Genomic DNA, 13,846 nt, shown 5'->3' with positions numbered 1-13,846 from the left:
GTCGGTCCAACCGACCGTGGCCGCGTTGAGGGTTTTCTGAACAGATACCCATCACCGGAAACGAGGTACTGATCATGGCAACTCCAAAGGACAACCTGCTCGACTGGCTGCGTGATGCCCATGCGATGGAGCAGCAAGCGGAAAGCATGCTCAAAGGCCAGGCTGAGCGCCTGGAGCACTATCCGGAACTCAAGGGCCGCATCGTCAGGCATATTGAAGAGACCCAAGGCCAACAGCGCCTGCTGGTGGAGTGCATCGAGCGTTTGGGCGGCAGCACATCGACCTTGAAGGACCTGGCCGGCAAACTCATGGCGTTCGGGCAGGCCGTGGGCGGAATGGCCATGAGCGATGAAGTGGTCAAAGGCGCCATGGCGGGGTACGTGTTCGAGAACATGGAAATCGCGTCTTACACGGTGCTGATCGAGGCAGCCGAGGCCGTCGGGGACAGCGCCACCGCACAAGCCTGTCGCTCGATCCTGAAGGAAGAAGTGGCCATGGCCGAATGGCTGAAGGAACATCTGCCAGAGGTAACCCGGGCGTTCCTGGCCCGCTCGGCCGACCCTGACGCCACAGCCAAGCGCTAAGAGTGCTACCCCGCGCCGGATCAACTCCGGCGCGGGCCTTTCTCATTGCTGTCCGCTGTTGACCTTGCCCAGCTCTGCTCCAGTCAGAGGTTGCGCCTCCGGATTCGACTGGGTGCGAAGCTTCATTGCCTCGACCACCGACGCGCTGTGCTCGTCCAGCTGAATGCTGGCAGAGCCATCGCCGCCGTCTACCGCCGGGTGCGGCTCGTCGACATAGATCCAGTCCTGCCCCTGGTTCCACGCCCCGCGCATTTCACCGCCCTGGGACAGGTTGAAATAGGTACGGTTGAGCTCGGGGTCACCTGGCAACTTGCCTTGCGGGAAGTTTGGCTGGATGGCGTGCAATGCCTTTTCGAACGACATCTGGTGGGCGATTTCGCGACTCATCAGGAAACCCAGCGCGTCTTTGATGCCTGGGTCGTCGGTGACGTTGATGCAGCCGTTCGTAGACGATCTTGGCCCGCGCCTCGGCGGCAATGTTCGAACGCAGGTCGGCAGTGGGTTCGCCAATGGTATCGATGTAGGCCGCACTCCAAGGTACGCCGGCGGAATTGACCAGTGGCGCCCCGGCCCCATACAGCAGGCTGGTGACATGTGAGTCGTTGCCGGCACCGGTCAGCGAGCGGTAGAGCTCGCCCTCGGCCTCCACGCCTTCAGCAAGGTTGCCCTTGGCCCCTTTGTTGAGCATGACCACGATCGAACCGATGATCTCCAGATGGCTGAGTTCCTCGGTCGCGATGTCGTAGAGCATGTCCTTGCGGCCAGGGTCGTCCTCACTGACCGCCTGGGTGAAATAGCGCATGGCTGCTGCCAGCTCGCCCTGCGGGCCGCCGAACTGCTCCAGCAACAGGTTGGCCAGGCCCGGATCAGGTTGCGCCACGCGTACGGTGTACTGCAATCGCTTGTTGTGCATGAACATAAGCAGGTCCTCAGGCATGCAGGGGCAGCCGGGCTGCCCCTGCGTTTTTCACGGATGACTAGCGGTCGTCGTCACTCTTGCGACCGCCGCCGTGGCTGTGCTGGCCACCGACCCGTCCGGCTTCCGAGGCTTTTTCCCGGTCATTGGCAAAGTTGCCCCCGGACACCTGCCCCCCCTTGCGGCCTGCTTCGGACGCACGCTCAGGGTCGTTCTTGAAGTTGCCACCCGAGGCCTGGCCACCCTTGTGGCCTGCTTCCGAGGCGCGCTCTGGATCGTTCTTGAAGTTACCCCCTGACATTTGCCCGCCTTTCTGCCCGGCTTCCGATGCCTTTTCGCGATCGTTGGCAAAGTTGCCTGGATTGGTATTGGCGTTGCCACCTTGGTTACCGCGGTTGTCCTGATTGCTAGCCATGATTGACACCTCATGTCGGTAGTTACACAGGAAGGTCTGTGTTCATCAGTGACAGAGCCCAAGCGGCGCATCTTGCAACGAATTTTGAAGGAGCTGACGAAATGCCCTAATGGATGTGGCCCCTGCTTCTTGCGACAACGATCATGGCGGCGGGGTATACAAAAAGCGTTTATCAGCGGCCCTGAAAGCCTGGTCCAAAAACAATCGCTCGCGAGTGAGGGCCAAACACCGTTCGATTCGCAGCCAGCCGTCCATCCGGCTGAACGGATGCGGCTCGCTCAGGATCAACCTAATCAAGTCGCTTGTCCCGGTTCAGCCCAGAGGGCATTCGCAATGGTCAACTACCTGTACGTAATCCGCTGCATGCTCGGCCAGCCCGGTACCTGCGAGTTGCGCAGTGGCCAGGTTCCGGGCATGAACACGAGTGCAGCACACCGCCGGATCATCACCAGCAACCCTGAGCGGGTATCGGTATGAACGCGTTCAGCGAAGAGCTAACCCTGGGACAGCGCCGGCTCGTAGCGATCAATCGCTGGTTTCTGCTCTACGACGACGTCGAGCAAAGACGAAACTGCCCTAGCACCCACCACGAGGAATTGGTGCGCCTGGCCGATGAAATGGACCGCCTGGGATTGGTGGACTGGCGCGAATGGCGGGACCTGCGGCGGCTGGCCGATCGAGGTTTTCTGAGAGCAATTGCTGGGGCTGACTATCACGGCGTTTAGTGCTGGCCGGCCTGGGGTTTCAGGAGGGCGAGCCACAGCAGATCCCCAGGGTGGGGCGCCGGGCAATTTACGCCTTGAACAATCGCTCGGCGATGAAGTCGACGAACACACGAATCTTCGGCGACAGATGGCGGCTCGATTGCCACAGCGCCCAGAACTGGCCCTGGTCGGAGGTATGCGCATCAAGCAGGCTTTCCAGGGCACCAGTCCTGACCGATTCACGTACCAGAAAGTCCGGCATGTAGGCGATGCCATGGCCGTCCACCGCAGCCATCAGCATCGCCTCCATGTTGTTCAGCGTAAGCACCGTGGGTAAGCGCAACTGGGTAATCTCGGGATCGGCGCCGAGGCTCCAGTCCATGATCTTGCCGGTCGTGACGAAGCGATAGCGCAGGCAGTCGTGTCGCTCCAGGTCGGCTAGCGTCTGGGGGCGCCCCTTACGTGCCAGGTAGGTTGGCGCTGCGCACAGGACGAAGCGGAACGGCCCGAGCTTACGCGACATCAGTTTTGAATCGGCTAGCCCGCCACTGCGGATCACCACATCGAAGCCATCGTCGATCAGGTCGACCAGGTGGTCGTTAAAGTCCATCTCCAGTTCGATTTCAGGGTACGCCTTGCGAAAAGCCGGCATCAGCGGCAGCAGAAAACGGTAGCCGATGGTTGGGAGGCTGACCCGCAAGCGACCACGCGGGGCCTGTATCGCATGGGACAGCATGGCCTCCGCATCCTGGAGGTCGTCGAGGATGCGCCGGCAGCGCTCATAGAACAGTTGGCCTTCCGCCGTCAGGCTGACCTTGCGCGTACTGCGCTGGAACAGCCGCACCTTCAACGAACTCTCCAGGCGGGCAACGTTCTTGCCGACCGCCGATGCGGAAATACCCATCGCCCGCGCCGCGCTGACGAAGCTCAACGACTCGGCAGTTTTCACGAAGGCGAGGATGCCGTTCAGGCTCTCCATGGCATTACTTCCTTTTTGTCCATTATGAGTGGAGTTCCAGCCTGTTTATCCATTATTGCGGCCACTATAGATTTAACGCACACGGTGCTACAACAGGAGGGATAGCGCAATGGATCAGGCTACTGATCACACCCCGCACGCGGGCCGTTACTATGTTCTGGCAGCCATCTGCCTGGCCGCCCTGGTGCTGCCGCTGAGTTTCACCGGTGGCGCCGTGGCCACGCCGGCCATCGGCAAGGCTTTCGATGCCGAGCCGGCCTCGCTTACCTGGATCACCAACGCCTTCATGCTCAGTTTCGGCAGCCTGCTGATGGCAGCCGGAACCCTGTCGGACATTTACGGGCGAAAGCGCCTGTTCACGCTGGGCCTGGCCCTGTTCGTCATCGTCAGCATCCTGCTGGCGAGCGTCTACAACATCGTCTGGCTTGATGCCCTGCGGGCGGTGCAAGGCGTTGCCGCCGCCGCTGCCCTGGCCAGTGGCTCCGCGGCCTTGGCTCAAGAGTTCGAGGACCAGGCCCGCACGCGTGCGTTCAGCCTGCTTGGCACCACGTTCGGGCTGGGCCTGGCCTTCGGGCCGATGGTCAGCGGCCTGCTGATCGAACAGTTCGGCTGGCGCTCGATCTTCGTCAGCACCGCGGTCCTTGCTGCAATCTCGCTGCTGGCGGCGTTGTCACGGATGCGCGAAAGTTTTAACCCCGAAGCGCCCAAGCTGGACCTGCCCGGTGTGCTTGCCTTCTCGAGCATGCTCGCACTGTTTACCACTGCGATTATCCTGGGGCCCCAGGCCGGCTGGCGCTCCCCGCTGATCCTGGGCCTGTTCGGCGGCGCGGCACTGAGCTTGCTGGCGTTCGTGACCATCGAGCTACGCGCCAGGCAGCCGATGCTCGAGCTGAGCCTGCTGAAATACCCGCGCTTTGTCGGGGTGCAGATTCTGCCGATCGGCACCTGTTATTGCTACATCGTGCTGATCGTGCTGCTTCCGTTTCGCTTGATCGGCGTAGAAGGCATCGCCCCGATGCACAGCGGCCTGATCATGCTGGCACTGTCGGCGCCGATGCTGGTGGTCCCGCTGCTGGCCGCCTGGTTGACCCGCTGGGTAAGTGCTGGCGTGCTGTCGGCTGCAGGCTTCCTGGTGGCGGCCGCGGGGTTGTACCTGTTGGCCCATGCCGCTATTGGCGATTACCAGCAACTGGTGCTGGCAATGCTGGTGATTGGTATCGGCACCGGTTTCCCTTGGGGCCTGATGGACGGGCTGGCGGTTAGCGTGATTCCCAAAGAGCAGGCAGGCATGGCCGCTGGCATCTTCAACACCACCCGCGTGGCGGGCGAAGGTGTCGCCCTGGCGATCACCATCGCCCTGCTCACTGCGCTGGTAGGTAACAGTCTTGGGCGCGTACTGCCTGCCGGCGATTACAGCGAACTGGCGCAGCGCCTGGTAATGGGCGACCTGGGCCAGGTTCAGGGCGTCGACCCGTTGCTGCTGCAGGCCGCGTATCTGGACGGCTTCGGCACCTTGGTGCTGGTGCTGATCGGGTTCACCGTTTTGTCGGCTGGTGCGGCGTTCTTCTTGCTTGGGCAAGACGACCAGGCAAGGCGTGCCAAAGCGCCTCACAGCAGCCTGCCAGCTTCCGATTCGGTGCGGGGCTGACGACGGCATGGCGATTACACGCAACAACGGGATCCCTGTGCTCGCCCTCGTCGGCCTGGCGGTGGTCTGTGGCCTGTCGGTGGCAAACGTGTACTTCAATCAGGCCCTTCTGCCGTTACTCGCCACAGCGTTGCAAGTGGGCACGGGTGAAGTCAGCTGGATCGCCACAGCTTCACAGCTTGGTTATGCGCTAGGAATGCTGCTGATTGTGCCCTTGGGTGATCGACTCGATCCACGTCGACTGTGCCAAGCCCTGCTGGGCTGGACCGCAGTGATGCTCGGCCTGGCCAGCATTACCAGTAGCCTGGCAGGCCTGGCGACGCTGAGTGCGCTAGTGTGCATGGGCACCTGCATTCCACAGGTGATGTTGCCCTATGTCGCTGGGCTGTCCTGCGCCCAGCATCGTAGCCGCAACCTTGCCCTGCTGCAGACCGGCCTGGTGGCCGGGATCCTGCTGTCGCGCTCGTTGGCCGGGCTGCTTAGCGAGCTTGCCGGGTGGCAGGCGGTGTACCGCTGCGCCGCCCTCGGTATGCTGGCTTGCGCGGTAGCCCTGCCCGGGTTGATCGACGCCCGCCCGCGCACTTCCGGTGCCCCCGGCTATGCGCAACTCATGTACTCAATGGCCGGCCTGGTACGCGTCGAGCCCCTGTTGCGTTTGTCGTGCGTGCTGGGCGCCAGCCTGTTTGCTGCGTTCAGTGCGTTCTGGTCGGTGATCGCCTTCAAATTGCAGGCATCGCCTCTGGGCCTGAGCAACGCTGACATTGGCATCTTCAGCTTCTGGGGCGCGCTGGCTGGCCTGCTCACGCCCATGGCGGGCAAGCTATGTGACCGCTACGGCACGGTAGCCATGAGCATCCTGTCGATCGTGCTGGCGTGCCTCGCCTTCACGCTGCTGATCAGCTGGCCGCAACTGGGCGTGCTGCTACTCGGCGCCAACTTGCTGTGCTTCGCGCTGCAGCTGGGGCAAGTGTGCAACCAGAGCAGGATCTTCAGCCTCAGTGCTGAGTACCGCAGTCGCCTGAACACTGTGTACATGGTGTGCAACTTCTGTGGCGGCGCCCTGGGCAGCGCCATGGGCGGCTGGCTCTGGCAGCACTGGCACTGGAAAGGCCCGCTACTATTCGGCCTGGCCTGCTCCCTCGGGGCCGGCGCTACATTGTTTACGATGTTACGGCCACACACCGGCACGTTACCCAGCCAGTGATTTCAAAAAAAACGCCACCTGCCCGGTGGCGTTTTTTTTGCCCAGCCAGCACTGCCCCTAATAAACCACAATTCACTGTTCTCCAATGGGTACTGCCGCACCGGCATATTCAACTTATAGTCCGGAGTCTTCAGCCTAAAATGCTCAAATACCACGAAATATCCTGAAATATAATTTCGCACATTAAAGGCCCATCCGGGCAGCCATCGCCTAGCTTGGCATACCGCCCATAGAATGATTATCGACGGGTTTGAACATGCGTGCATGCAACACTCAAAAAAGTATTGTCTTCATTCCCTTTGCCGGGGGTAGCAGCCGTGCATTCAAAGCGCTTCAGAGCACTCTTTCGCCGGGCGTCGACTGTATCGACATTCATTATTCAGGCCGTTATCAAGGCGCACTCGCACCGTCACCCACTACTGTAGGACATATGGCCAATGAGGTGATCGAGCACCTTCACAAGTCACGCCCAGCCCAGGTCGTGCTGTTTGGCTACAGCCTTGGCGCATTGGTGGCATATGAAGTCGCACAGCGCCAAGCGGCCATGCCGTGGGCCATCACCGAACTGGTGGTAGCGGCCTGTCGCCCGCCGCATCTGTTCAGCTGCCATGGCGTCAGGGTACACGATGAAGATGACGATTTTCTCGACTCTATTGCCACGTTCGGCACCGTTCCTCCCTACTTGTATAGCAACCCGGCCGCACGTAAATACCTGCTGCCCAACCTCAGGAACGACTTCCGTGCAGCGAGCACCTACTGCCATCGGCCTCGCCCGCAGTTGAATACACCGCTGACAGCCATAGCCGGTGCCCAGGACAGTTTCGCTCCATTCGCAGAGGTCCGGGCGTGGCGCCAATACAGCAGGGGGCGTTTTTCCGAACATTGCCTGCCTGGCCGTCACTTCTTCTACCAAACCCAAACAGACCGATTGTCAGAGATATTGCTGGACGCACTTGCTGCCTGAAACACCACCATCATCATTTAACTAACTGCAGAGGTAAAACATGGAAGCGCTCGCTCAGGCTTTGCCCGCCTCACTGTGCCCGTTTGCCGCAGGCGCTGTTGAGACCGATAACAAAACCGCCAACAACAAACATTACATCGTGGTTGGCAACCGTATAAAAAATCACTGCAACAATGACCTGTTCATTTCCGCAGATGCCGCCCACGCCCTTGCAAGTTCCGGACAGGGCGCACTGACATTGCATATTGGCCAGGGCGTCAGCGATGATCAACTTTCAAACTTGTACGCACTCAATAAACCGCAAATCAGCCTGGTTCCGGAACAGCTGAGCGTTCGTGCCTGCAGAAGCACAACGCATAAACATGAACGGCACAATATAGCCATCTCGAAAGTGGTCGATAACGGCAATGGCACCTTCAGCGCGGCGCTGATGATCGATGAAGCCAACGCCGAGCTCAGCGACCATCTCACCGGCCAGCACATCTCCGGAATGATGATCGTGGAAGCCGCCCGACAGCTGTCGATCGCCACCGCCGAACAGTTCTACATCGCACCCGCGGCCCGGGGCAAAGCCAACTTCATCACCAACAGTATTCGGGTCGATTACAACGACTTCCTGTTGCCGGTACCGACAGAAATCCTGTGCATTCCGGTCACCCTCAAGCGCAGCGGGCCGATCAACTTCCGCTTCACCGTCGCCATGCAGTTCCGCCAGCAAGGACGGGCCCTCGCGACGGTCGAGTTCGATACCTCCGTGATCGACTCGCGCTACTTCTACCTGAAGGAAAACCAGCTGCTGCACCGTTACATCACGATGATGGACTGACACAAGGAGCGTCCCATGAAGTCCCGTATCCTGGAAATTATCTACACCGCCATCCGCCTGGAAAACCAGAGCCTGGCTCACCCCATCGACCTGGCCGCCGGCGAAAAAACCGCGCTGTACGGGCATGGCGGTGCGCTGGACTCAATGAGCCTGGTGTCCATCGTTGTCGAAGTCGAGGCACTGCTCGAACAGCAACTTGATGTGCGCCTGACCCTGGTCAACGACAGCGCCATGTCGGCGGTACGCAGCCCGTTCGCCACCGTCGGTTCGTTCGCCAACTACATCAGCAAGCGTTGCGCCGAGGTGGAACATGGCTGAGCCGATCACGCTCATCACCGGCACCCGTAAAGGTATCGGTCGGCACTTGGCCGAGCACTACCTGACGCGTGGTCATCGGGTCATTGGTTGCAGCCGCCAGGCTAGCGATCTTGACCATCCCGGGTACGAACACTTCGCCCTGGACGTGGCCGACGAGGCCGCTGTGCTAGCCATGGTCAGCGAGATCCGCCGCAGCCACCAACGCCTGGATCACCTGATCAACAACGCCGGCATCGCCAGTATGAACCACTCGCTGCTCACCCCCTACAGTACCGCTGAACAGATCGTGCGCACCAACCTGCTCGGTACCTTTCTACTTAGCCGCGAGGCGGCAAAGCTGATGAAGCGTGAGGGTGCCGGGCGCATCATCAACTTCTCCACGGTGGCCAGGCCACTCAAGCTCGAGGGTGAAGCGCTGTACGCGGCCTCCAAAGCCGCTGTTGAAACCCTCACCGCAGTGATGGCCAAGGAGCTGGCCAGCTACGGGATTACGGTCAATGCCCTTGGGCCGACACCGATCGACACCGACCTGACCCGCGCCATTCCTGCGTCGAAGATGAACGCATTGCTACAACAGCAGGCGATCAAACGCTTGGGCAGCTTCGATGACGTCAGCCATGTCACCGACTTTTTCCTGTCGGCGCAGAGCGACTTCATCACCGGCCAGGTGATCTACCTCGGCGGGCTCTGACCGCATTCTGCCCCCCACCCTATCGGCTTTACCCAACTGGAGACATGCAGCATGGACATACTCGCCCTGAAAAAAGAGCTGGCCGAGCTTCTGGAACTGCCCGAATCGAAACTTGCCGACGACCTCCTGCTTGAGCCTTTGGCCACTTGGGACTCGCTGACCAAGGTGACCTTGCTTGGCGTGCTCAATGACCAGTTCGGCCTTGCCCTGCACCCGGAAATCCTGGACGAACTGAACACCCTCGGTGAACTGTTCGAAGCGGTCGCCAGCAGCCTCGCAGAACCTGCGTGAGGTACTCCGATGAACAGCACCCTTCATGGCCTTTCGATCCGCGCGGTTTCATCGGCGCTACCGGATCGTCAACTCACCCTTGATGACTTCGCCGCGCTGTTCGGTGAGCGCGAAGCCGCGCGGATTGCCAAAAGCACCGGCATCGGCAGTGTACGAATCGCCGGCGAGCTGTCCACTACCGATCTCGCCTGTGGTGCCGCTCGCAGCCTGTTTGACACCGCAGATGTCGACCCGTACAGCATCGATGCGCTCGTGCTGGTGACCCAGACACCTGATGCACTGATGCCGGCGAGCAGCGCAATACTCGCAGCCCGGCTCGGCCTGCGCCGGGACATCCCGGCGTTCGACCTCAATTTCGGTTGCTCTGGCTACGTGTATGGCCTGTTCCAGGCCTCGCTGCTGGTTGCCAGCGGTAGCTGCCGACGCGTGTTGCTGTGCACCAGCGACGTCATCAGCAAGCTGTTACAGCCACAGGACCATCATGTGCGCATGGTGTTCGGCGACGGTGCCAGCGCCACCCTGGTAGAGGCTGGCCCCCACAGTTTCTCGTTCGCTTTTTCCACCGACGGCAACGGCGCCAGGCATCTGGGGACACCGTTACGCTATCAGGCCGCAGAGCGCGAGCCAGGCACCACCAGCGCAGCAATTGGCAGCCTGTTCATGGACGGTGCGCAGGTGATGAACTTCGCCTTGGAGCAGGTTCCGGCCGCACTGCATGCCTTCTTACATGAGCTGCAGCTACCGGCTGACAGCATCCCCTACTTCCTGCTGCACCAAGCCAACGCCTTCATGCTGCATTACCTCGGCCGAAAGCTTGGCATCGACGCGGCTCGTATCCCGGTGCATGTGGACGGTATCGGCAACACCGGGCCGTCATCGATCCCTGTACTACTGTCGGCCAGCCCGGATGCCGAACGCCTGCGCCAGGACAACCTGGTGGCTTGTGGCTTTGGCGTCGGCCTTTCGGTTGGCCTGGCGCATTTGTCGCTGCGCGACACCCTGCTGATTCCCCCCGTCACCCTGACGACTTCACTCTGACAAGGACAACACCCATGACTACTCAGGCAATCTGGTTCGACTTCGGCGGCGTACTCTCCCCCTCTATCGCTGAGTTGTACCGAGTCTATGAAGGCAAGACCGGCATCAACCGCCAGCAGATGGAAGCGGCCATGCACGAAGTCGCACGTCCACTGGGCGTGCAGTTCCAGGCCCCCATTGAGCTTGCCCTGATGACCCAGGTGGAATGGGGGCAGGCAATGAGCGCCGCGCTGCGCAAGTTGTATCCGGGCATCGACCTCAGCCGCTGCGATTTCGACAACCACGGCGAGCAGTGGTTTGCCGACCATGAGGTCAACCCGCACATGTTCGAACTGTTCCACGAGGTCAAGGCGGCCGGGGTAAAGGCGGCCATCCTCACCAACAACACCGTTGAGTGGGAAACGTCGTGGCGGCGCATGGTCGGCCTGGACGACGTCACGGACGGCATCATCGATTCGTGCAAGGTCGGCCTGCGCAAGCCCGACCCACGCATCTTCGCGCTGGCTGCCCGCGAGCTGGGTGTAGACGACCACGGCTGTGTACTGATCGACGACGTCGAGGAGAACTGTGAGGCGGCCCGCGCCGCCGGCTGGCAGGCGATTCACTTCCAGGACAGCCTCGAAGTGCGCGACGCCGTGCGCGCGCTGCTTTATCCATCCCGTTGACACGTGGCAGGCCCGACATGACGACCCACAGCTTCCCCTTTGTGATGGACATCCCCAACCTGGATGCCGCGCCTTATTACCACGTGCTCGACAGCGACCAGCCACTGCAGCAGATCCGCTTGCCAAGCGGCCACGTCGCCACACACCTGACCCGCTACGACGATTGCCGTAGCTTCCTGGCCGACCCGAGTATCAGCCGCACCCTGTGCAACGTGGAAGGTGGCCCGACCTTCCTTCCAGGCCCGACCCAGCCGGAGCTGCTGCTGAACCTCGACAACCCGGCACACATGCGCTCGCGTGCCACTGTGGCCCGAGCCTTCAGCAAGCGCGGGGTGGAAAGCCTGCGCGAGCATGTACGAACCACCACCCGGCGCAACGTCCAGCGCATGCGTGACGGCGAGCTGGCACCGGACTTGTTCGCCTCGGTGTTACAGGACCTGACTGCCTCCACCGTGTGCCACATCCTCGGGATCCCGCTGCAGGACCGCGAATTGTTCCGCCCCTGGAGCCAGATCATCCAGTCGGCGCCGCCGGACGACATCCCGGGTATCGAAGTAGCGGTCAAGGCTAGCTTCGATTACCTGATGGACTTCGTGCGTGGCACCCGCCACGCCGAACCGGACGGGTTCATCCGGCAGTACGTCGACCAGCGTGCGAGCATGGACGACCCACTCACCGACGAGGAATTCGTCGGCGTGCTGCTGGGCATTCTGCTAGGTGGCGATCACAACGCCCTGAGCGTGATGACCAAATCGGTCTACACGCTTCTGTGCGCCCCCGCACTGTGGATGCACGCCCAGCATAACCGAGAGCAGTTGCCGGCACTGATCGAGGAGCTGATCCGGGTTATCCCGATCGGCAAGCTGTCGGCTTTCCCGCGCATCACCACTCAGGCGGTGAGTACCAGCCGTGGTGAGATTCCGGCGGGCACCTGCGTGTATGCCAATGTGTTCCTGGCCAACCGCGACCCGGCGGTGTTCAGCGAGCCGCTGCGGATCAACCCACTCCGTGAGGACAAGGCCGCACACATCCAGTTCGGCCATGGCATCCACAGTTGCATGGGCCCGGCCCTGGCCCGGCTGGAAATCGGCATCGTACTCGAGACGCTGATCGAACAGTTGCCCGACATGCAGCTGGACCGCGCGCCGCAATCGCTGGCCTGGATCAACGGCACCGTGCTGCGCCGTCCCAACGAACTTCCGGTGCGTTTCTGAGCGAAGCCTCACAAAAGGGAATTTCTGATGACTCTCAAGCCTCTGATCGACCAGCTCGACGGTTTTGCCGATACACCATTTCTCAACACCGAGCAGCAAAGCCATAGCTACGCCGAACTCAAGGCCGAGGTACTGCACCAGCTCGAACACCTGCAGGCCCAAGGTGTCGCAGCGCAGACCACGGTATTCGTCCAGGGCGATTTCTCGTTCCGTGGCATCGCGCTGTTCCTGGCGCTGTACCAGAACGGCAATGTAATTGCGCTGAACACCGCCAGCAACGAGCAGGAAGTGCAGAACAAGCTTGCCGCCGCTCAAGCCGAGTACCAGATCAATGCCGACAGCGGCGAGGTCACCCGGCACACTCCGCAGGGCGAAGACAATGCTCTGGTGGCCAAGCTCAAGGGGCTCGGGCATGCTGGCCTGATCCTGTTCAGCAGCGGTACTACAGGGCAGCCCAAGGCCATGTTGCACGACCTTGATCGGCTGGTGGCCAGCTACCAGAACAAGCGCTCTCGGCGCCTGAGCATTTTCCTGTTCTTGCTGTTCGACCATATTGGCGGCATCAATACCTTGCTCAACATCCTGACCATCGGCGGCACGGCAACCATTGCCGCCACCAAGAGCCCGGACATCGTCGCCCGATTGATCGCCGATCACCGGATCACGGTGCTGCCGACCTCGCCGACCTTCCTCAATCTGATGCTTATCAACAATGTCTTCGGGCGCTACGACCTGGGGGCCCTGCGCATGATTACCTACGGCACCGAGCCGATGCCCGAAAGCCTGCTGGGGGCCTTGCGCGAGAAACTGCCCAAGGTGAAATTCCTGCAAACCTTCGGCACCAGCGAAACCGGTATCATGAACACCAGCTCGCAGTCCTCCGACAGCCTGTTCATGCGCTTCCAGGAAGGCGATACCGAATACCGTGTGGTCGACGGCGAACTGTGGCTGCGCAGCGCTACCCAGGTGATGGGCTACCTCAACCACAGCATGGACAGCTTCACCGATGACGGCTGGTTCAAGACCGGCGACCTGGTCGAAGTCAATGCTGATGGCTACCTGAAGATCCTTGGCCGCAGTAAGGAGATCATCAATGTCGGTGGCGAGAAGGTGTACCCCGCCGAGGTCGAATCGGTGCTGATGCAGCACCCGCGCATCAAGGACTGCAAGGCCTATGGCGAGCGCAACGGCCTGACCGGGCAGTTCGTCGCCGCCGAGGTGGTACTCGATGGCGACTACGGCGATGCTACCGCCGAGGTCCTCCGGGCTATACGCCAGTACAGCCGCGAACGCATGGACAGCTACAAAGTGCCGGTCCGGCTCAAGGTAGTCGAGGCTATCCGTTACTCGGCGCGCTTCAAAAAGCTGTTGATTGCCTGACCTGCGTGA

The 13,846-nt window shown here is 61.2% G+C and carries 16 protein-coding genes and 3 pseudogenes; 14 read left to right on the top strand and 5 right to left on the bottom strand.

All coding sequences use genetic code 11. The features are described 5' to 3' along the window. The first annotated feature begins 74 nt into the window (after positions 1 to 74). Complete coding sequence (locus QIY50_14190; GenBank protein ID WGV18624.1) at positions 75 to 584, top strand: DUF892 family protein; 510 nt, start codon at positions 75 to 77, stop codon at positions 582 to 584. A 42-nt stretch (positions 585 to 626) separates the two neighbouring features. Here the strand turns inward: QIY50_14190 and QIY50_14185 are convergent. The 4 genes and pseudogenes from QIY50_14185 to QIY50_14170 form a co-directional block, all read right to left on the bottom strand. Continuing rightward, positions 627 to 1,503 (bottom strand): annotated as a pseudogene (locus tag QIY50_14185) (manganese catalase family protein). Between the two features lie 58 nt (positions 1,504 to 1,561). Beyond that, entirely contained in the window at positions 1,562 to 1,669 is a 108-nt protein-coding gene (locus tag QIY50_14180; protein ID WGV23055.1) for a KGG domain-containing protein, read from the bottom strand. Then, a pseudogene (locus tag QIY50_14175) lies at positions 1,655 to 1,801 on the bottom strand (general stress protein). Before QIY50_14175 ends, QIY50_14180 begins: the two are co-directional and overlap by 15 nt. 19 nt (positions 1,802 to 1,820) lie before the next feature. Next, positions 1,821 to 1,915 (bottom strand): annotated as a pseudogene (locus QIY50_14170) (glucose starvation-inducible protein B). A gap of 333 nt (positions 1,916 to 2,248) precedes the next feature. On the opposite strand from QIY50_14170, the gene QIY50_14165 reads away from it, so the two are divergent. Both QIY50_14165 and QIY50_14160 read left to right on the top strand, forming a co-directional pair. Next, entirely contained in the window at positions 2,249 to 2,392 is a 144-nt protein-coding gene (locus QIY50_14165; GenBank protein WGV18623.1) for a hypothetical protein, read from the top strand. Beyond that, the gene (locus tag QIY50_14160) at positions 2,389 to 2,640 is read left to right on the top strand and encodes a hypothetical protein (protein ID WGV18622.1); all 252 of its coding nucleotides are present in this window, start codon (positions 2,389 to 2,391) and stop codon (positions 2,638 to 2,640) included. Before QIY50_14165 ends, QIY50_14160 begins: the two co-directional genes overlap by 4 nt. A 67-nt stretch (positions 2,641 to 2,707) precedes the next feature. On the opposite strand, the gene QIY50_14155 is transcribed toward QIY50_14160, so the two are convergent. Further along, positions 2,708 to 3,598: a LysR substrate-binding domain-containing protein gene (locus QIY50_14155; protein WGV18621.1), complete on the bottom strand. Its 891-nt coding sequence runs from the start codon at positions 3,596 to 3,598 to the stop codon at positions 2,708 to 2,710. Positions 3,599 to 3,707: 109 nt separating this feature from the next. On the opposite strand from QIY50_14155, the gene QIY50_14150 reads away from it, so the two are divergent. The 11 genes from QIY50_14150 to QIY50_14100 all read left to right on the top strand — a co-directional run bounded on the left by QIY50_14150 (position 3,708) and on the right by QIY50_14100 (position 13,837). Beyond that, entirely contained in the window at positions 3,708 to 5,246 is a 1,539-nt protein-coding gene (locus QIY50_14150) for an MFS transporter (GenBank protein ID WGV18620.1), read from the top strand. Positions 5,247 to 5,283: 37 nt separating this feature from the next. Continuing rightward, positions 5,284 to 6,450: an MFS transporter gene (locus tag QIY50_14145; GenBank protein WGV18619.1), complete on the top strand. Its 1,167-nt coding sequence runs from the start codon at positions 5,284 to 5,286 to the stop codon at positions 6,448 to 6,450. A gap of 256 nt (positions 6,451 to 6,706) precedes the next feature. After that, the gene (locus tag QIY50_14140) at positions 6,707 to 7,414 is read left to right on the top strand and encodes a thioesterase domain-containing protein (protein WGV18618.1); all 708 of its coding nucleotides are present in this window, start codon (positions 6,707 to 6,709) and stop codon (positions 7,412 to 7,414) included. Positions 7,415 to 7,454: 40 nt separating this feature from the next. After that, positions 7,455 to 8,240, top strand: a complete 786-nt coding sequence (locus QIY50_14135) for an AfsA-related hotdog domain-containing protein (protein WGV18617.1) — start codon at positions 7,455 to 7,457, stop codon at positions 8,238 to 8,240. A gap of 15 nt (positions 8,241 to 8,255) precedes the next feature. Next, positions 8,256 to 8,558, top strand: coding sequence for a hypothetical protein (locus QIY50_14130; protein ID WGV18616.1), 303 nt, complete (start codon positions 8,256 to 8,258; stop codon positions 8,556 to 8,558). Next, positions 8,551 to 9,249, top strand: coding sequence for an SDR family oxidoreductase (locus tag QIY50_14125; GenBank protein ID WGV18615.1), 699 nt, complete (start codon positions 8,551 to 8,553; stop codon positions 9,247 to 9,249). The genes QIY50_14130 and QIY50_14125 overlap by 8 nt, the downstream gene beginning before the upstream one ends. A 51-nt stretch (positions 9,250 to 9,300) precedes the next feature. After that, the gene (locus QIY50_14120; protein WGV18614.1) at positions 9,301 to 9,540 is read left to right on the top strand and encodes a phosphopantetheine-binding protein; all 240 of its coding nucleotides are present in this window, start codon (positions 9,301 to 9,303) and stop codon (positions 9,538 to 9,540) included. Positions 9,541 to 9,549: 9 nt separating this feature from the next. Further along, positions 9,550 to 10,578: a ketoacyl-ACP synthase III gene (locus QIY50_14115; protein ID WGV18613.1), complete on the top strand. Its 1,029-nt coding sequence runs from the start codon at positions 9,550 to 9,552 to the stop codon at positions 10,576 to 10,578. Between the two features lie 14 nt (positions 10,579 to 10,592). Further along, a complete protein-coding gene (locus QIY50_14110; protein WGV18612.1) occupies positions 10,593 to 11,243 on the top strand; it encodes an HAD family phosphatase in 651 nt (216 codons plus the stop codon). A gap of 17 nt (positions 11,244 to 11,260) precedes the next feature. Next, entirely contained in the window at positions 11,261 to 12,457 is a 1,197-nt protein-coding gene (locus tag QIY50_14105) for a cytochrome P450 (GenBank protein WGV18611.1), read from the top strand. 27 nt (positions 12,458 to 12,484) lie between these two features. After that, a complete protein-coding gene (locus QIY50_14100; GenBank protein ID WGV18610.1) occupies positions 12,485 to 13,837 on the top strand; it encodes a fatty acid--CoA ligase family protein in 1,353 nt (450 codons plus the stop codon). Positions 13,838 to 13,846 lie beyond the last annotated feature (9 nt).

Source organism: Pseudomonas putida, assembly GCA_029953615.1.
In the GTDB taxonomy this organism is placed as follows: domain Bacteria; phylum Pseudomonadota; class Gammaproteobacteria; order Pseudomonadales; family Pseudomonadaceae; genus Aquipseudomonas.
The sequence above is the reverse complement of the archived record's forward strand: the minus strand, read 5'-3'. Positions and strand labels throughout refer to the sequence as shown.